The following is a 16012-nucleotide window of genomic DNA, read 5'->3' as shown; positions in this document are numbered from 1 at the left end:
CCAGAGTGTGGCACGGAGCGGTGATTTTACAAAATGACGGTGCGGCGTGGCTGCGCCAGAAGGGCACTCTGGCCCTATACTCTTGCCCCAAGCCGCCCTAGCGTGGCGCCATGACACATCCCGTTCTTGATAGCCGCTACAGTTGGATCCGCCTCGCCATCACGCTTTTGATTGGTGTGTTTGCCAATGTGGGCATGTGGGCGGTGATTGTGGTGATGCCTGCGGTGCAGGAGGAATTCGGCATCGATCGGGCGGATGCCTCGCTGCCCTATGTGCTGACCATGGTTGGCTTTGCAGTGGGCAATTTTGTCATCGGGCAAGCAGTGGATCGCTGGGGGGTAACCAAGGCGTTGATTGGTGCGGCGGTGCTCAGCGCGGTGAGTTATGGCGCGGCGGCGATGAGTGGTTCGGTGTTGATGCTGTCGTTTGTGCATCTGTTTCTGGGCTTTGGCACGGCGGTGGGGTTTGGACCGCTGATCGCGGATGTGTCGCTGTGGTTTCAGAAGCGGCGCGGCATTGCCGTGGCGATTGCGGCGAGTGGGAATTATCTGTCCGGCGCGATTTGGCCGGTGCTGCTGTCCGGTGTGTTGAGTGATTACGGCTGGCGGGCGGTGTTTGTGGTTTTGGCGGTGATGACGGTTGCGGCGGTGGTGCCGCTGGCGTTTTTGTTGCGTCCTAAAGTGCCCCAGGAGGCTTTGATTGCGCAGGATAACGCTGCCGCCGCAAGGCAGGCGGGCGCGCCGTTCAAGCCTGCACCGTTGATGTGGATCTTGGGACTGGCCGGGATTGGCTGTTGCGTGGCGATGAGCATGCCTCAGGTGCATATCGTGAGTTTCTGTGTGGACCTTGGCTATGGGGCAGCCGTCGGGGCGGAGATGCTGGCGCTGATGCTGATGGGCGGCGTTGTGAGCCGGTTGATCAGCGGGCTGGTGGCGGACCAATTGGGCGGCGTGCTGACGCTGTTGATTGGCTCTGTATTGCAGATGGGTGCGCTGTTCCTGTTTCTGCCGTTTGATGGGCTGGTGCCGCTCTATCTGGTCAGCCTGGCCTTTGGTTTGGCGCAGGGCGGGATTGTGCCCGCCTACGCCATGGTGGTGCGCGAATACATGCCCGCAAAGGAAGCCGGAAGCCGGGTCGGGTTTGTGATGATGGCAACCATCTTGGGTATGGCGATTGGCGGTTGGATGTCAGGCTGGATTTACGACGTGAGCGGCAGCTATGAGCTGGCGTTCATTAACGGCATTGCCTGGAACGCGCTCAACATCGCCATTATGGGACTGATTTTGATACGCACGCGGGGCGGGCGGGTCGTCACTGCGTGATCGCAAGGGGCGGCGCGTCTGCCAACACCGGGCGGCGGGTTGACAGGCTGCGCTGTGCCTCGTCGGTTTTGCCAAGTTTCATCAATACATTGGCGTAGCTCAGTTCGAGCAGGTCCCGTTGGGCGCGACTGCCGCCGAGACGCTCGGTGTGTGCCATGACAGGTATCAGACTGTCTAAGGCCCCTGTCCAATCGGATCGGGCAATTTGCCCCCAAGCAGCGGCCATGGGTTTGATCAGATCCCCAGCATAACCTTTGGCGGTGTCTGTAATGTTGGCGAGGCGATCTCCTTCGCCAGCCATGGCGTGGCTGAGGGCGGCATGGAGATCGGCAAAGCTTTGGCCGGTTTCAGGGAAACATTGAGCCGCATAATCGCTGAGGGATTTCCAGCGTGAGGCGGTGACTTCAACTCCAGCCAGTTCAGCGCGATACAGAATGGCAGCGGTGTCGGTCAGCACATTGATTGGCAGGCCTTTGGCGCCGTCGGGGCCAACGCGGGTGTCTATGGCTTTCCACATTGCGGTTTCGTCGCCCTGTTGCAGTGCCCAGAGCGCAACGTGCCAGCTGAGGTGACCATGCAGGACGCCGCGGTCGTCGTAGTCCTCTAGCCAGCCGGTGAGATAGGCGCGCCCGTCTTCTGTGGCGCCTGCCTCATATTGGGCGTGGGCCTTGAAATGAGAGGCGTTGGCGTTGCGTGGGTTGGTGGCGAGTGATTGCTCCATCATGGTCAACGAGAGGTCGATTTGCCCGGTTTCGCAGAGCGACAGCGCGTGCATGGATGTCATCCACCAATCGTCGCCGTAATGTGGCATCAGCGCAGTGGTATAGGCCAGCAACTCAGCTTCGCGTCCAACTTTTCCGGAAAACCCAATGAGGCCAAAGACGTTGGAGCAAAGCTGTGCCGCAAGGGCGTCACGTGGGTATTCCCGGACATGGGCTCGGACAGCTTCGCGGGCTTCGACAGCTTTTCCGGACAGCATCAAAGCAAACAGGTTTATGTGTGCTTTTTCGCGAGGTGAGGAGTGGGCTGCGCAAGCTTGCGCCTGTGCCAGGGCGGCTTTGGCGGCTGGCATGTCGCCGGTCATCATCAGAGCGCGGGCTTTGCCTGCGTGGGCGATGGCGAAGTTGGGGTCAGCTGTGGTGGCGTTGGTGAAACCTTCAACAGCACCAAAGTTGGCGCCAAGGAAGAGGTGCACCGCACGGTCATAATTGGATTGAGCTTCACGTGACGATGTCGAAATCAGATTGCCATAATGATCTTTGAGCATGGGCGGCCTCCGGCAGATACGCTCTGAAAGAGGACAGTCTGGCACGAGAGGACAGGAACACAAAGCAAGGATTGGCTGCTCTGTAACAATGAAGCGGCCCGAAACACGGCTTGAATGCCCGTGATGAGGCCAGTCGCGAGCCGGGTGCGCCCGCTGGCCGGCTTTTGCGCGGTTCCGCAAGTGCGCAAAACCCCCAGTGCCTTGGTCACTTAAACCTCTAGGGTGTGATGTGTCGATTTTGTGTGGGTAGGGAGGCCGGTATGGTCAAAGAGTCTGGGTTTCAGGTCAGCGAAAGTGGCCCGCAGTATTACGATAAATATGTGCGGGTGTTTATGGCGCCATTTGTTGAACACTTGATGGCAGCCGCGGTTCAGCCAAATCAAAATGTTCTGGATGTGGCGTGTGGGACCGGGTTTGCCACGCGTCGGGCAGCGGCCTGTGTCGGACCGGACGGGGCCGTGATCGGGAGTGATATCAACACTGCGATGCTGTCTCTAGCAAAGACCTCAGGTGAAACCGAGGGCGCTGCTGTGCGCTGGCAGGAGGCGTCGGCTCTGAACCTGCCGTTTGAGGACGATACATTTGATGCGGTGATCTGCCAGCAAGGGGTGCAGTTTTTTCCTGATCCGTCTGCGGGCCTGAAGGAAATGGCGCGGGTCGCCAAGCCTGGGGCGCAGATTGCGGCGACGGTCTGGGCGCCTCGGGTGCAATCGCCTTATCTGGATGCTGTGATTGGTGTGCTGGAACGCGGGTTTGCGTCAAATCCGGCGGCCGCCAAGGTCACCTGTGTGGAGGCCGGTGAAGCAGCCGTACAGGGCTGGTTTAAAGGTGCGGGCATGGCACAGGTGACAGTTGCCACCCAGAAAGTGGATGTCGCATTGCCGCCGTTTGAGGATTACGTTGACAATCACATCCGCGCCATACCACCGGTGGTTACTGGAACGTTTTGGCAGGTTGAAGACGCGATGCGGGACCAGGCATTCAGCGAAATGAGAGATGTCATTGCTGCGTATCAGACAGCTAGTGGCTATGTGGTGCCCTTCACATCTTATGTGGCAACAGCGCAGGTCTAGTCGGCGCGGGTTCCGACCGATCTGCCGCGCCATGGCAATGAGATCGATTGATGCAATATGTGGGACGCCAACAAAAAACGCCGCCCCGAGGGAGGCGGCGTTTTCTGTTACGAGGGGAGCTAAGCTTAGAAGCCCAGGCCTTCGTATTTCTTTTTGAACTTGGAAACGCGGCCGCCGGCATCCATCAAGCGGGTGGAGCCGCCGTTCCATGCGGGGTGCACGGAAGGGTCCACGTCCAGCGCCAGCTGGTCGCCTTCGTTGCCGTAGGTGGAACGCATCTTGACGATGGTGCCATCGGTCATTTTCACGTCGATGAAGTGGTAGTCGGGATGAGTGTCTGCTTTCATAATACCGCTCCTTACGCTTTTTTGGCTTTGTAGGTGGTGTCTTCTGCGATACGTGCGGACTTACCACGACGGGCGCGCAGATAGTACAGTTTGGCGCGACGTACACGACCGCGGCGCACAACAGTGATGCTGTCGATGTTGGTCGAGAACAGTGGGAACACACGTTCCACACCTTCGCCAAAGGAAATCTTGCGAACAGTGAACGAGCCAGCGATGCCGTGGCCGTTTTTACGGCTGATGCAAACACCTTCGTAGTTCTGCACACGGGTGCGCGAACCTTCGGTCACTTTAAAGCCAACACGGATGGTGTCACCGGCTTTGAAATCGGGGATGTCTTTCCCCAGCGCAGCAATCTGCTCCGCTTCGAGCTGTGCGATCAGATCCATTGGATCATCTCCTATGATGCTTGTGGTTATATCCACAAAGGTTTGATGCACCTCAGAACTCTTGGTCTTCTTCCGGGTCCGCCGCAGCGCCCGCCAGAGGGTCAGGTCGTCTTTTCTTGTCTTCTTGCGCTGATTTTTTGCCATCTTCGACGAAGAAACCGAGGATACATGCAATGCACAGCACGTCCGAACGACTCATATGAGACGCGGACAAGCGGTGTTTAGGGCAGATGACCCAAGCGTGCAAGGGGTTTGACAGGGTGACATGATTTAGGTAGTTAGTTTGGCGAACTATTTGGGACTCACATGTCTGACCTCGCCAAGAAACTGCAGAAAGTGCATCAGTCCTGCCATCGGGCCTGGGCCAAAGCGGCGCGGGACTTGGCGTTGAGTTTCAGTGAGTTTGAATACTTGAGCGCCGTGCAGGAGCAAGCAGACTTGCAGCGCTATGAGGACAAACATGGCCAGCATTTGCAAGATATTGTGGAGGCTTTGGGGGTGACCAAAGCCAGTGCCAGCACCATGATTGCCAAATTGGAGGCGCGGAATTTGGTTTCGCGGTTTCAATGTATGATGGATGCGCGGGCGCAGCATATTGTGCTCACGCCGGAAGGTCAGATGAAACTGGCCCGGGGCGCGCGGGTGTATGAGCAGATTGCGACAAAATTGGAAAAGGAACTCGGAGACATGCCGAGCCTGTAGCGAGGCGGGCCGGCGTAACGGCAAACTTTGGCTTTTAAGTAAGTTAGCCTAACTAAGTGAAAAGGAAACGATTATGGTGATTGAGAACATATTGCTTGGAATAGCGATTCATCAGCTGTTTTGGGAGCATCTGCCGCACTGGGGTACATGGTTCACGCGGGGCCTTAGGATGCTGCCGCACCCGTTGCAATCTCTGTATGAACAATGGCGCTGCCCCTATTGTGCAGGGTTTTGGATTGGGCTTGGGGTGCATGCGGCTACTGGAAACTACCTATTTGATGGCTTTGCGGACATGCCCGTGTTTTGGGGCAGTTTCGGCACGCCCTTGGCCTGGTTCCTAGATGCGTTGGTGTTTGCAGCGCTCAATAAGCTGGGTGTTCTGACCGTGCATGCGATTGGATTGCCGGCGCTCAAAGGCCATCAGGCGAAGGAAGCGTTTTTGGCGGCGAAGAAGGCGGCTTAGGCGAGGCTCCGCTTTTGACGAAAGCTTTGCTTGCAAAAAGACGCGCTCTCTCAGTTTACTGAGGGGGCGCAATGGTTTGGGTCTGGTGTGTTATGCGAGTATTTAAGACAGGAATTTTGGCATTGATGGTGGTGGCGAGCTGTGGGCGGTCGGTGCCCGATGACCCGGCGGCGCAGGCGGCCGCGAACGCGGCGGCTGACGAGGCGGCGCGGGTACAGGCTTTGGCGGCGCAAATTGTTACATATCCCAAGTATGGCGATGCGGATCCGCATGAGTGGGACCGGCGTCCGCCATCCACATATCCCGTGCATGGGATTGATGTGTCGCGGTGGCAGACAGACATCAATTGGCACGAGGCGCGGCGGTCCGGGGTCAGTTTTGCTTATCTGAAGGCCACTGAGGGCGGTGATCTGGCGGACCCGATGTTTGACACACATCGCAGAGGCGCGGCCGCTGCGGGCGTGCCGTGGGGGGGATATCACTACTATTATTTCTGTCGTCCGGCGGAAGAGCAGGCCGCGTGGTTTATCAAGAATGTGCCGCGTGGGGCGCCGTTGCCACATGTGTTGGACATGGAGTGGACGCCGCAGTCGCGCACATGTCGGTTGCGGCCCAGTGGCAGCAAGGTGCGCAGTGAAGCGCGCAAATTCCTGTCGATTTTGGAGGCGCACTACGGGCGGCGGCCCATTGTTTACACCACGGTGGATTTCTTTCACGACACCGGGATTGGCAGCCTAGGCGGTACGCAGTTTTGGTTGCGCACCGTGGCGGGGCATCCTCAGCAGATCTACCCCGGTACTCGGTGGACGTTTTGGCAATACACCGGAACGGGTCTTGTGTCCGGGATTGCAGGCAAGGTGGACATCAATGTGTTTCGCGGCAGTCCAGAAGCCTGGGTGCGGTGGCGGGAGGGGCGCTGATCAAAAGGCGGAGGCGCTATCCTTTTGCGCGGGGCCGCTATGCGCGTGTTCAAGCTGTTGAGGGCGATATCCGTGGCAGGTTGAAAGGCACCTGAAACAGGAGGCTTAGATGACCAGACACGTATTTTTGGCACTATCCGTTTGTGCGGCTTTGGCGACACCTGTGCTGGCCACAACCAATTCACCAGCAACCGAGTTGACGGAAAAAGAGCTCTATGCGCAGGCTGAGGCACTTCGACTTGGCGACGATACCGGTGCGGCCTTTGAGATGATGACGGCTTTGGCCGAAAGTGGTTACGGTCGCGCGCAAGCCAAGCTGGGATACTACTACCTTAAAGGCATTGGCACCGTGCCCAGTAGCGCAGATGCGGCGACGTGGTATCAGGCGGCCATCGCAGGTGGTCGTGATGGTGCGCGGACGTCTTATGCGAAGCTGTTGATGGCAGACGGGCAAACTCAGGCTGCGCTTGAGCAATTGAATGCGGGCGCTGCTGCTGGGATCGAGAAAGCACGGTCATTGCGCGCTGTGCTTCACTATGAAGGCCGATTTGGAGCGGCGTCTGATCGGGATGTGGCGCGATCGGAGCTTGCGGCCCTGGCTGCGGAACATGACGTTCCCGCAATGCTGACAATGCTGCGTGGATCACTGAGTGGGGATGCGTTTGAAATGACCGGCTCGAACTTGGAAGCGGCGTTGATTTCCGTGGCACGTGGCAACAGCGACAAGCGCGCCGGGAAGGCCGCAGAAGGGTTGTTGAAACTTTGGCAGGAGTACCCGGCGGAGGAAAATCAGGCGTTGCGGGCAGAGATGTTGGCGCACCCAAGCTTGCGCGCAAAGGTTTGGGCGGATCAGAGTTTGCGGTTGGCCTATGACATTGAGAGTGATGATCAGTTTCGGCAGTCCGCTGTGCACATTGTGGGGCAGGTGCCGGAAGACCAGCGTGGCCGGGCGTTTTATCTGGTGTCACGGCTGGACAAAAATGCCTTTGTCCACGTGCTGCAAGAGAGGCTGCGAGACCGGGGGTACTACCGAGGTCGGACCAACGGCTACCTGACCCAGCGCACCATTCAAGCCCTCGCGCGGTTTTGCCAAGATGCGGGGATACAGGATACGTGCCGGTTGGGGCCGCTGCGGTCCAACGTGATCAAAGTTGTCGCGGCTGAACTTGTCAGCGCGCAATAGCACAATAAAAAACGCCAGGGTGAGCCCTGGCGTTTCTCAAGACTTTCTAATGAGGCTTAGTCGTCGAGTTCGACCACAGCAGCGTCAGGGGCGTTGCGCATGACGCTTTCGATGCCGTTGTCGCGGCCAGAGGCACTGGTGTAGCTCTGGGATGTGCCGACAACCTGACCGTTGGTGGCTTTCAGGTTGAACATGAACTTTCCAGATGCGGTTTCCTTACGCTCGTAGCGCGCATCTTCACCGGCGTTTTTCTTTACGGATTCAATACCGTTCTCGCAGCTGGCTTTCTGCTTGTAGCCTTCGGAGGCGAGGATGTTCTCGCCGTTGCCTGCTTTTAGTCGGAAACGGAATTCACCAGCTTTGTCGGTGTAGAGCTCGAATTTGGCGGCCATGTCTGTGGTCCCTGTGCAAAAATACTATGCGCGAACAAAAACATGGACAGGGGCGGTCGTGCAAGGACTTGGTTACCTGTCCTTGTCACCTTTAAATGTGGCCCACATGTCTGGGCGGCGAGCCTTGGTGATCTCTTCGGCCATTTCGCGGCGCCATTTTTCGATGTTGCCGTGGTGACCCGACATCAGCACATCCGGGATTTTGCGGCCCTGCCACTCGGCTGGCTTGGTGTATTGTGGATGTTCCAGCAAGCCGTTGGAGTGGCTTTCCTCCTCGATGCTGTCCGCATTTCCCAGCACGGAGGGCAGCAGGCGCACGGAGGCGTCGATCATCGCTTGCGCGGCGATTTCGCCGCCGGTCAGGACAAAATCACCAAGGCTGACTTCCTGAATGTTGTAATGGTCGAGCACACGCTGATCGACGCCTTCAAAACGGCCGCAGAGCATGGTGACACCGTCCGCTTGAGACCAGGCGCGGGCCATCTTTTGGTCAAACCGACGACCGCGTGGGGAGAGGTAGACCAGTGGCCAGTTGCCGCGCGCGCCGCGCATGGTGTGCTCGATGGCGGGGCCAAGCACGTCGGGGCGCAGCACCATTCCGGCACCGCCACCTGCGGGTGTGTCGTCCACATTGCGGTGCTTGGTCAGGCCGAAGTCTCGCAGATTGGTGGTTTCGAGTTGCCATTTGCCATCTTTGAGCGCCTTGCCGGTGAGGCTTTCGCCCAAAACACCGGGAAAGGCATCCGGGAACAGCGTGATGATGCGGGCGGTCCAAACCCCGGCGAGGCGTGGGTTATGTGTGACAAGCTCGCGTGGCTTAAACGACGTGGAGATGGACAGGCGGCCATGGGATTTGGATTTGTCAGACATGGGCGGGCCTTCCTAGGATCACGGGTTGGGCTGGTCTGTGGCGTAAAATGCGGGGCGGGTCCAGTGAAAACAGGGCAGTTACGCCGGGAAGCAGTTTTCCATCCAGATGCGCCGAGCTGCAACTTTGGCGTCACGCACATCTTTGTTGGACATGTCAGACTGGTTGGCCTCCAGGTACAGATCTTGCAGTTCTTTGGGGTCTTTGGGGTTGGCCTGTGCGGAGGGTTTGAGGTTGGCAAGCACATCGGATGGCAGGTCCAAGGCCTCAAGCAGAGGTGACATCGGGCCAAGTGGTTGAGACTTGCTGTCTTCAAGAGGCGCGCGAATGAGGGGCACATCTCCGATCTGCGCTTCCACGCGATCTGCGATGGCGCTGAGGTCGGCGGAGTCTGTGTAGGCCTGTTGATAGACCTCCCACGGGTCGGTCATGCGGATCACCCGCAAATGCTGGGCGTAGCAGCTTTTGAGCCAGCTTTCCGGTGCCCGCAAGGACAGCATGACGCGCAGATCTGTGTCGGGGCCCAGAGTTTCCAGCGTGGTCATGGTCAGTGCGCGCATCAGGATGGGGGCGGCGGTGTAGCTGGTGAGACCCTCGCGGCCCGGCATGTGGCCACAGAGGTCTTCGGAGCTGATCACAACGGGGCGTGGGTCGTCAGCGTCGAGCGTCTTTAGGTATTTGTGCAGGCGCATGCAAAAGCGGCGCAATTTGTCGGCAGAGCAGTCCGCGGAAAAATCCCGTGCGGCGTTTACCACGGGGGCGATGTCATTGAAGAGGACAATGCGGATATGTGGCGCGAGCAGCTTGCGATTGTGTTGCAGGCCGTATTGCAGGCTGGTGGTGCCGGTTTTGTGAAAACCACTGTGGATCAAAAGGCGCATGGGATCAGCCAAACAAGCCTTCAGGAGGGTCCGCGATGATGCGGCCTGCGCCAATATCCACCGTGGGGATCACGGCCATGGTGAAAGGTACAAGCACGGTTTCTGAGTGGTTGGGAGGCTTCACTTCCAAAAGGTCGGTGGCACCGTGGTTTTGCACGGATTTCACAGACCCAAGGATGTTGCCGCCGGTGTCGCGCACTTCTAGGCCAACCAGATCGGTGTAGTAGTATTCATCGTCATCAGCTTCTGGCAACCGGTCACGGGGCACGAAGAGTTTCACCCCTTTGAGTGCGTCGGCTTGCTCTTTGGTTGCGATGCCGGAGAGGCGCACAGCAAGGCCGTTTTTAATGGCGCGGATAATGTCGATGGTGAATTCAAAAGCGCCGTCCTCGGTGAGCAGGGGGGCGTAATCTTCCAGTGCATCAACTTCGGTGGTGAAACTTTTGAGACGGACGTCGCCGTGCACACCATATGCGCCACCAATGGCGGCAACGCAGATGAGATCAGAAGAAGTATCGCTCATGGGGCAGCCTTTGCTTTGCTTGAGCCTGTTTTCCATGATTGCGCGGTGAGGCGCAAGGGTGGGCATTGTCCGCCTTGGACTACCGGGATTGAATTGGCAGGGTTTTGTCGCGGTCTGCCCAACCAATTTTGGCCAGTTCTGGCGTGTCAGATTGGCTTTCTGGATAGCCCACGCAGAGGTAAGCAACCAAAGACCAATCGGCAGGCACATCCAGATCACGGTTGAGCTGGTCGGGGTCCAAGATGGAGACCCAGCCAACGCCCAGCCCAAAGCTGCGGGCGGTGAGCCAGAATTGGGTGATCGCCCCCACCACGGAGTAACGGCGCATTTCGGGCATGGTGCCAGCACCAAGGCCAGCGCCTTTGGCGGTGGCGTCATCACAGTAGATCGCCAGTTGCACAGGCGATTCCTGCATGCCGGACAGCTTGAGGTTGGCATACATAGTCGCGCGGTCACCACTGTAGCCTTGGAGGGCCTGGGCGTTGGCGGCTTGGTAATTTTTAAGGGCGGCGGCGCGGGCCATGTCGCTTTCAATGCGGATCACACGCCAGGGTTCTGACAGACCCACGGAAGGTGCCAGTAGAAACGTGTCGAGGCACTCCCGAAGAAGTGCCTCGTCCACTGGATCGGTGCGGAAGCGGCGCACATCGCGCCGCCACTGCATGAGCCGTTGCAGATCGTCCCGAAACTCTGATGTGAAATCGGTCATTTCGGGACAGTCCGTCTTACTCTTCAGCGGCTGCTTCGGAAGCTTCTGCTGCTTTCGCGGCTTTCTCTTCAGCGCGTTCCTGCGCTTTTTTGCCAGGCTCGGCCTTCTTAGGGTTGGCGCGCTCTTTCTTGGCAACAACACCGGCAGCTTCCAGGAAGCGGGACACACGGTCAGTTGGCTGTGCGCCTTCGTTCAGCCAGTACTGAACACGCTCCATGTCCAGCTTTACGCGCTCTTCGCTGTCTTTTGGCAGCAGTGGGTTGTATGTGCCGAGCTTCTCGATGAAGCGGCCGTCACGTGGCATGCGGCTGTCCGCAGCTACAACACGGTAGAAAGGGCGCTTTTTGGAACCGCCGCGGGCGAGACGAATTTTCATAGCCATGGGTGTATCTCCTATAATGGCGTGTGCACCGGGGTGCATGAGTGTGCACCAGTGCGGTGCGGGTTGGTGTCGAAGAACAGGGCAGCCCTGTCCAACGGTTTGTTATTCCTGATGTTTCTTGTGGTGCTGAATGACCTCAGCGATGATGAAATTCAGGAAATTCTTGGCGAATTCAGGATCCAGATCGGCCTTCTTCGCAAGATCTTCTAGGCGTGCGATCTGGTTCGCTTCGCGAGCCGGATCAGACGGGGGAAGGTCGTGGGTGGCTTTCAACTTGCCAACAGCCTGAGTGTGTTTGAACCGCTCGCCCAAGGTATAGACAAGGATTGCATCGAGGCGGTCGATGCTTTCGCGGTGCTCTTTGAGCACGTTTGCGGCGCGGGAAGCTGCGTCAGTCAAGGGCGTAGCCTTTCGGTTTGAACATCGGGTCGGCGTAGTGGCTGATTTCCATTTCGATGGCGTCGCCGATCTGAGAGGAGGCCAGTGTTTCGGGCGAGGGATGGCGGTAGACCACGTCATGTCCGTCCACTGAAGGTGCGGATTTGTCTTTTGCCGCGCCAAGGCGTTCTGCGAGGCGGATCGAGTCGAGATTTTTCGGGTCGATGTAAGACACCGCCCCGTCCCAACCAAGGTCATTGTAGAAATATCGGCGCACCGCGTGGGTGGCTTCGAGCGCGTAGCCGTGACCGGCTTTCTCAGGCCAGATGATCCAGGCAATTTCACGCTCTGGCCATTTGGCCGGGAACCAGCCGCCGGCCATGCCAAGCGTTTCGTCGGTTGCTTTGTCGTGGATCATCCACATGCCGTAGCCGCGAATGTTCCAGTGGCCAATTTCGGCCGCGTAGAGCATCCATGTTTCGTAGGCATTCAAAGGTCCGCCCATGAAGCGGGAGCGATACGATGCAAAGGTGGCCTTGAAGTTCGGGTAATCCTCGGGCTCGGGGCCACGCAAAATCAGGCGTTTGGTTTCAAGGGTTGGGATGGATTTGCTGGGCATTACACGGCCCCCACTTTTGGATGGCGGTAGACATGGCAAAACTGGCCATGCAGCTGATGCTCGCACTCAAAGGTGGCGCCAAGGCGTTTGGCCATGGCGACAGATCGGGAGTTGGCCGGAGCAAGATAACTCATCAGGTGGGGCATGCCAAAGTGGTTTGCAGCATAGGTGCGCGCTGCAATCGCAGCTTCAGAGGCGTAGCCTTTGCCTTCGCCGTCAGCCATCACTGTCCAACCGAGTTCTGGCTCGTGCCAGCCCGGGGCGTTGATGACGCCGGCCCAGCCCATAAAGGTACCGGTCTCTTTTTCTTCGAAATGCCAGAGGCCGTGCTCGCGCACTACCCAATGGCCAATCCGGCTCGTGAGGCTCGTAAAGGTCGCAGCTTCATCGCGGGCGCCGCCAACAAAGGCGCTGCGATCAGAGGCGTAAAACGCTACCATCTGCTCCAAATCGGACAGTTGAGGCGCACGCAGGCGCAGGCGTTCGGTTTCGATCACGGGGATGTTTACGCGGAGACTCATGCGTAGGCCTCCATTCCGCCGTTGACGATCTCATCTGGTGACAGGTGGCGCCAAATTTGCATGACGCCATAACGCTCGTGGGTGAAGTTGCCGTCGTGGCGGGCACCCAGACGTTGTGCCAGTTTCAGAGAAGACGTGTTCTTTGGGTCAACAAGGCTGATGACAGTGTTCCATCCCAGAACGTCATAAGCATAGCTGCGGGCCGCCAATGCGGCCTCGGTGGCATAGCCCTTGCCTTCGAACCCTTCAAACAAATCCCAACCGATTTCCGCTTCGGGCCAGCCGTGCGGATACCAGAGGCCAATATTGCCGACGGGGGTGTTGCTGTCACGTTCCACGACAATCCAGCGGCCAAACCCACGCAAGGCCCAGTGGCCTGCTTCTAGCGATAGCACGCGCCACGCCTGTTCAGCCGAAAGCGGGCCGCCAACAAATTTCGAGCGATCGGACGCAAAAAATGCTGCTGTGACGTCGAAATCTGACTGTTGCGGGCCGCGCAAGACCAGACGGTTTGTTTCAAGTTGGGGGATCTCGTAGCGCATCATGCGTAGGCCTCCAGCTTATGACGCCAAATCTGCACCGGCTCGGCAAACAGTTCTTCGCTTTGCGTGTCACGCTTTGCACCCAGGCGTTCGGCGACGGCTGCGGCGGATGTGTTGGCCGGGTCCACGTAACTGACCAGAGACAGAAGACCCTGTTGACCGAGGCCAAAGTCGCGCACAGCCTCAGCGGCGTCGGTGGCGTAGCCATTGCCTTCGGCTTCTTCCGTGAGAAAGTACCCCAGCTCATGTTCCTGATCGCCAAATTCCATGCCCAAACCAACAAAGCCCAAGATTGCACCGGTGTCGCGCTTCACGATGGCGAAATAGCCCACGCCGCGCAGCATCCAGCCGCTCACACATTGGGTGAACTCGAACCACGCCTCGTCGCGATCAAACGGGCCGTCCATGTAAGCGGCACGTTCGCTGGAGAGGATGCCGTAGAAAGTCTCAAAATCGGTCAGGCGTATGGAGCGCAAAGTCAGGCGCGGTGTCTCAAGCGTCGGCACACACATTTCCATCTGCGTCGCCATAGCGGCGGCAGTTCCGGTGGCCGGAGCCTCCCAGGGATATGTGGTATGCAGGGTCATCAGTAGGTGTCCAGAGCCTCGATGGGTGCGGCGTCGAGCACCGGGCGGGTGAAGGTTCGATCATAGCGGCGAATGCAGCCGGTTTTCTGTGCAAAGGCAAAAGCCTTTTGACACTCGGCGTCTTCCATCGAGGCGGTGCGGTAGGCCTCATAAGCCGCCAGAGACGGATAAGAGAACATCGCATAAGCGATGTCGTTGGCCCCTTCAGATGGCAGCCAATAGCCGTGATGGGTGCCGCCCATCCGGTTGACCAGACCAATCCAAGCCTTGGCGTAGGCCTCAAAGGCCGCGACCTGATTTGGGTCGATCTCATATGTGAGGGTGCAGGTGATCATTACTTCTTTTTCCCAAAGCCGGACAGGCCCGGGGGCAGGCCCATGCCACCACCCAGACCGCCGAGGCCACCAGGAAGGCCACCTTTGCCGCCAAGCGCTTTGGCCGCAGCTTCAAGCTGTTTTGGATCCATCTGGGAGGGGTCCATGTTGGCCATGTCGGCGCCGCCTTTGCCGCCAACCATGCCTTTCATGGCTTGCTTCAGCATGCCGCCTTTGCCCATTTTTCCCATCTTCTTCATCATGTCGCCCATCTGGCGCTGCATCTTCAGAAGCTTGTTGAGATCAGAGACCTCCATACCGGAGCCTTTGGCGATCCGCTTTTTGCGGGACGCTTGCAAGAGCTGCGGGTTGGCGCGTTCTTTTTTGGTCATGGATTGAATCATGGCGACCTGGCGCACAATCATGCGGTCATCAAAACCGGCGTCTTGCACCTGTTTGGCCATTTTGCCCATGCCCGGAAGCATGCCCATCATGCCTTCCATGCCGCCCATCTTCTGCATCTGCTCAAGCTGCATCTTCATGTCGTTCATGTTGAAGCGGCCTTTTTGGAAGCGCTTCATCATTTTTTCGGCTTGTTCAGCCTCGATGGTTTCTTGGGCTTTCTCAACCAGAGCAACGATGTCGCCCATGCCCAAGATGCGGCCCGCAACCCGATCCGCCTCAAAAGTTTCGAGGGCGTCCATCTTTTCGCCGAGGCCAACAAATTTGATGGGTTTGCCAGTGACAGCGCGCATTGAGAGCGCAGCACCGCCACGGCCGTCCCCGTCCATACGGGTCAGGACCACGCCGGAGATGCCGATCTTGCCGTCAAACTCTTCCGCCACTTCCACGGCGACCTGACCGGTGAGGCCGTCAACCACCAGCAGCGTTTCGCGCGGGTTGACTGCGTCGCGGACGTCCTCGACTTCTTTCATCAAGACTTCGTCGATCTGCAAACGTCCGGCGGTGTCGAGCATGTAGACGTCATAGCCACCCAGGGTGGCCTGCTGTTTAGCGCGTTTGGCAATCTGTACGGCGGACTCACCTGCCACGATGGGCAGGGTGTCTACACCGATCTGAGTACCAAGCACCGCCAACTGTTGCATCGCGGCCGGGCGGTAGATGTCGAGCGAGGCCATCAGCACGCGTTTGCCGTCTTTTTCGGTCAGGCGCTTGGCCAGCTTACCGGTGGTGGTGGTCTTGCCGGAACCCTGCAGACCCACCATCAGGATTGGCGCGGGCGGGCTGTCAATTTTGAGCGCGCCGGTTTCGGCGTTTTCGTCCCCAGCGAGCACGTCTTTCAGCGCGTCGTGCACAATCTTCACAACCTGCTGACCCGGGGTCACAGATTTGGTGACGGACTGGCCGGTGGCCTTTTCTTGCACAGCTTTGACAAAATCGCGGGCAACGGGAAGCGAGACGTCTGCTTCCAGAAGGGCAACGCGCACCTCGCGCAGGGCGGTTTTGACATCGTCCTCAGACAGGGCACCTTGCTTGGTGAGACGATCAAAGACTCCAGAGAGGCGTTCGCTTAGATTTTCAAACATCGCTGCCGGTTCCTTTCACCGTTTCAAACATGGCCCGAACATAGGTACGAACCGCCCATACGCCAATGTCCCCCATGGGCGCGACG

22 protein-coding genes are annotated in these 16012 nt (G+C 58.3%); 6 read left to right on the top strand and 16 right to left on the bottom strand.

What is annotated here, in order from left to right; translation table 11 throughout:
* Nucleotides 1-110 precede the first annotated feature (110 nt).
* Nucleotides 111-1322 (top strand): MFS transporter, encoded by a 1212-nt coding sequence (locus QOL67_RS15045; RefSeq protein WP_283426787.1) that lies wholly within the window; start codon nucleotides 111-113, stop codon nucleotides 1320-1322.
* Here the strand turns inward: QOL67_RS15045 and QOL67_RS15040 are convergent.
* Entirely contained in the window at nucleotides 1312-2589 is a 1278-nt protein-coding gene (locus QOL67_RS15040; protein WP_283426786.1) for a tetratricopeptide repeat protein, read from the bottom strand. The genes QOL67_RS15045 and QOL67_RS15040 overlap by 11 nt on opposite strands.
* A 260-nt stretch (nucleotides 2590-2849) precedes the next feature.
* On the opposite strand from QOL67_RS15040, the gene QOL67_RS15035 reads away from it, so the two are divergent.
* Nucleotides 2850-3662: a class I SAM-dependent methyltransferase gene (locus QOL67_RS15035; RefSeq protein WP_283426785.1), complete on the top strand. Its 813-nt coding sequence runs from the start codon at nucleotides 2850-2852 to the stop codon at nucleotides 3660-3662.
* Nucleotides 3663-3787: 125 nt separating this feature from the next.
* Here QOL67_RS15035 and rpmE read toward each other — a convergent pair whose 3' ends face one another.
* A complete protein-coding gene (gene rpmE / locus QOL67_RS15030; protein WP_283426784.1) occupies nucleotides 3788-4009 on the bottom strand; it encodes a 50S ribosomal protein L31 in 222 nt (73 codons plus the stop codon).
* 11 nt (nucleotides 4010-4020) lie between these two features.
* The gene (gene rplS, locus QOL67_RS15025; protein WP_283426783.1) at nucleotides 4021-4395 is read right to left on the bottom strand and encodes a 50S ribosomal protein L19; all 375 of its coding nucleotides are present in this window, start codon (nucleotides 4393-4395) and stop codon (nucleotides 4021-4023) included.
* Nucleotides 4396-4701: 306 nt separating this feature from the next.
* Between rplS and QOL67_RS15020 the strand changes: the two genes are divergently transcribed.
* The 4 genes from QOL67_RS15020 (at nucleotide 4702) to QOL67_RS15005 (ending at nucleotide 7663) form a co-directional block, all read left to right on the top strand.
* The gene (locus tag QOL67_RS15020; protein WP_283426782.1) at nucleotides 4702-5097 is read left to right on the top strand and encodes a MarR family winged helix-turn-helix transcriptional regulator; all 396 of its coding nucleotides are present in this window, start codon (nucleotides 4702-4704) and stop codon (nucleotides 5095-5097) included.
* Between the two features lie 73 nt (nucleotides 5098-5170).
* The gene (locus QOL67_RS15015; RefSeq protein ID WP_283426781.1) at nucleotides 5171-5560 is read left to right on the top strand and encodes a hypothetical protein; all 390 of its coding nucleotides are present in this window, start codon (nucleotides 5171-5173) and stop codon (nucleotides 5558-5560) included.
* 92 nt (nucleotides 5561-5652) lie between these two features.
* Entirely contained in the window at nucleotides 5653-6480 is an 828-nt protein-coding gene (locus tag QOL67_RS15010) for a glycoside hydrolase family 25 protein (RefSeq protein WP_283426780.1), read from the top strand.
* Between the two features lie 109 nt (nucleotides 6481-6589).
* Nucleotides 6590-7663, top strand: coding sequence for a peptidoglycan-binding domain-containing protein (locus QOL67_RS15005; RefSeq protein WP_283426779.1), 1074 nt, complete (start codon nucleotides 6590-6592; stop codon nucleotides 7661-7663).
* Nucleotides 7664-7719: 56 nt separating this feature from the next.
* Here the strand turns inward: QOL67_RS15005 and QOL67_RS15000 are convergent, their stop codons facing one another.
* The 13 genes from QOL67_RS15000 to ffh all read right to left on the bottom strand — a co-directional run bounded on the left by QOL67_RS15000 (nucleotide 7720) and on the right by ffh (nucleotide 15926).
* Complete coding sequence (locus QOL67_RS15000; protein WP_283426778.1) at nucleotides 7720-8055, bottom strand: YegP family protein; 336 nt, start codon at nucleotides 8053-8055, stop codon at nucleotides 7720-7722.
* 72 nt (nucleotides 8056-8127) lie between these two features.
* The gene (trmD, locus tag QOL67_RS14995; protein ID WP_283426777.1) at nucleotides 8128-8925 is read right to left on the bottom strand and encodes a tRNA (guanosine(37)-N1)-methyltransferase TrmD; all 798 of its coding nucleotides are present in this window, start codon (nucleotides 8923-8925) and stop codon (nucleotides 8128-8130) included.
* A gap of 78 nt (nucleotides 8926-9003) precedes the next feature.
* Nucleotides 9004-9804, bottom strand: coding sequence for a hypothetical protein (locus QOL67_RS14990; protein ID WP_283426776.1), 801 nt, complete (start codon nucleotides 9802-9804; stop codon nucleotides 9004-9006).
* Between the two features lie 4 nt (nucleotides 9805-9808).
* Nucleotides 9809-10327: a ribosome maturation factor RimM gene (gene rimM / locus QOL67_RS14985; protein ID WP_283426775.1), complete on the bottom strand. Its 519-nt coding sequence runs from the start codon at nucleotides 10325-10327 to the stop codon at nucleotides 9809-9811.
* A gap of 79 nt (nucleotides 10328-10406) precedes the next feature.
* Nucleotides 10407-11036, bottom strand: coding sequence for a 5,6-dimethylbenzimidazole synthase (bluB, locus tag QOL67_RS14980; protein WP_283426774.1), 630 nt, complete (start codon nucleotides 11034-11036; stop codon nucleotides 10407-10409).
* Between the two features lie 16 nt (nucleotides 11037-11052).
* On the bottom strand, nucleotides 11053-11418 hold the full coding sequence (gene rpsP, locus QOL67_RS14975) for a 30S ribosomal protein S16 (RefSeq protein ID WP_283426773.1): 366 nt from the start codon (nucleotides 11416-11418) through the stop codon (nucleotides 11053-11055).
* Nucleotides 11419-11520: 102 nt separating this feature from the next.
* Complete coding sequence (locus tag QOL67_RS14970; protein ID WP_283426772.1) at nucleotides 11521-11817, bottom strand: chorismate mutase; 297 nt, start codon at nucleotides 11815-11817, stop codon at nucleotides 11521-11523.
* Complete coding sequence (locus QOL67_RS14965; protein WP_283426771.1) at nucleotides 11810-12415, bottom strand: GNAT family N-acetyltransferase; 606 nt, start codon at nucleotides 12413-12415, stop codon at nucleotides 11810-11812. Before QOL67_RS14965 ends, QOL67_RS14970 begins: the two co-directional genes overlap by 8 nt.
* Nucleotides 12415-12936 (bottom strand): GNAT family N-acetyltransferase, encoded by a 522-nt coding sequence (locus tag QOL67_RS14960; protein ID WP_283426770.1) that lies wholly within the window; start codon nucleotides 12934-12936, stop codon nucleotides 12415-12417. The genes QOL67_RS14965 and QOL67_RS14960 overlap by 1 nt, the downstream gene beginning before the upstream one ends.
* Nucleotides 12933-13481, bottom strand: coding sequence for a GNAT family N-acetyltransferase (locus QOL67_RS14955; protein ID WP_346770613.1), 549 nt, complete (start codon nucleotides 13479-13481; stop codon nucleotides 12933-12935). The genes QOL67_RS14960 and QOL67_RS14955 overlap by 4 nt, the downstream gene beginning before the upstream one ends.
* Nucleotides 13478-14065, bottom strand: a complete 588-nt coding sequence (locus QOL67_RS14950; RefSeq protein ID WP_283426769.1) for a GNAT family N-acetyltransferase — start codon at nucleotides 14063-14065, stop codon at nucleotides 13478-13480. The genes QOL67_RS14955 and QOL67_RS14950 overlap by 4 nt, the downstream gene beginning before the upstream one ends.
* Complete coding sequence (locus QOL67_RS14945; protein WP_283426768.1) at nucleotides 14065-14400, bottom strand: NIPSNAP family protein; 336 nt, start codon at nucleotides 14398-14400, stop codon at nucleotides 14065-14067. Before QOL67_RS14945 ends, QOL67_RS14950 begins: the two co-directional genes overlap by 1 nt.
* On the bottom strand, nucleotides 14400-15926 hold the full coding sequence (gene ffh, locus QOL67_RS14940; protein ID WP_283426767.1) for a signal recognition particle protein: 1527 nt from the start codon (nucleotides 15924-15926) through the stop codon (nucleotides 14400-14402). Before ffh ends, QOL67_RS14945 begins: the two co-directional genes overlap by 1 nt.
* Between the last annotated feature and the right edge of the window lie 86 nt (nucleotides 15927-16012).

The sequence above is a fragment of the Shimia sagamensis genome (assembly GCF_900182745.1).
GTDB classification, from domain to species: Bacteria; Pseudomonadota; Alphaproteobacteria; order Rhodobacterales; family Rhodobacteraceae; genus Shimia; species Shimia sagamensis.
Note: the sequence above shows the minus strand (reverse complement) of the source record. Positions and strands in the feature narration are given on the sequence as shown.

Coding starts and splice junctions, on each gene's coding strand:
- QOL67_RS15045 (WP_283426787.1), top strand. CDS start 111: ATGACACATCCCGTTCTTGATAGCCGCTACAGTTGGATCCGCCTCGCC.
- QOL67_RS15040 (WP_283426786.1), bottom strand. CDS start 2,589: ATGCTCAAAGATCATTATGGCAATCTGATTTCGACATCGTCACGTGAA.
- QOL67_RS15035 (WP_283426785.1), top strand. CDS start 2,850: ATGGTCAAAGAGTCTGGGTTTCAGGTCAGCGAAAGTGGCCCGCAGTAT.
- rpmE (WP_283426784.1), bottom strand. CDS start 4,009: ATGAAAGCAGACACTCATCCCGACTACCACTTCATCGACGTGAAAATG.
- rplS (WP_283426783.1), bottom strand. CDS start 4,395: ATGGATCTGATCGCACAGCTCGAAGCGGAGCAGATTGCTGCGCTGGGG.
- QOL67_RS15020 (WP_283426782.1), top strand. CDS start 4,702: ATGTCTGACCTCGCCAAGAAACTGCAGAAAGTGCATCAGTCCTGCCAT.
- QOL67_RS15015 (WP_283426781.1), top strand. CDS start 5,171: ATGGTGATTGAGAACATATTGCTTGGAATAGCGATTCATCAGCTGTTT.
- QOL67_RS15010 (WP_283426780.1), top strand. CDS start 5,653: ATGCGAGTATTTAAGACAGGAATTTTGGCATTGATGGTGGTGGCGAGC.
- QOL67_RS15005 (WP_283426779.1), top strand. CDS start 6,590: ATGACCAGACACGTATTTTTGGCACTATCCGTTTGTGCGGCTTTGGCG.
- QOL67_RS15000 (WP_283426778.1), bottom strand. CDS start 8,055: ATGGCCGCCAAATTCGAGCTCTACACCGACAAAGCTGGTGAATTCCGT.
- trmD (WP_283426777.1), bottom strand. CDS start 8,925: ATGTCTGACAAATCCAAATCCCATGGCCGCCTGTCCATCTCCACGTCG.
- QOL67_RS14990 (WP_283426776.1), bottom strand. CDS start 9,804: ATGCGCCTTTTGATCCACAGTGGTTTTCACAAAACCGGCACCACCAGC.
- rimM (WP_283426775.1), bottom strand. CDS start 10,327: ATGAGCGATACTTCTTCTGATCTCATCTGCGTTGCCGCCATTGGTGGC.
- bluB (WP_283426774.1), bottom strand. CDS start 11,036: ATGACCGATTTCACATCAGAGTTTCGGGACGATCTGCAACGGCTCATG.
- rpsP (WP_283426773.1), bottom strand. CDS start 11,418: ATGGCTATGAAAATTCGTCTCGCCCGCGGCGGTTCCAAAAAGCGCCCT.
- QOL67_RS14965 (WP_283426771.1), bottom strand. CDS start 12,415: ATGCCCAGCAAATCCATCCCAACCCTTGAAACCAAACGCCTGATTTTG.
- QOL67_RS14960 (WP_283426770.1), bottom strand. CDS start 12,936: ATGAGTCTCCGCGTAAACATCCCCGTGATCGAAACCGAACGCCTGCGC.
- QOL67_RS14955 (WP_346770613.1), bottom strand. CDS start 13,481: ATGATGCGCTACGAGATCCCCCAACTTGAAACAAACCGTCTGGTCTTG.
- QOL67_RS14950 (WP_283426769.1), bottom strand. CDS start 14,065: ATGACCCTGCATACCACATATCCCTGGGAGGCTCCGGCCACCGGAACT.
- QOL67_RS14945 (WP_283426768.1), bottom strand. CDS start 14,400: ATGATCACCTGCACCCTCACATATGAGATCGACCCAAATCAGGTCGCG.
- ffh (WP_283426767.1), bottom strand. CDS start 15,926: ATGTTTGAAAATCTAAGCGAACGCCTCTCTGGAGTCTTTGATCGTCTC.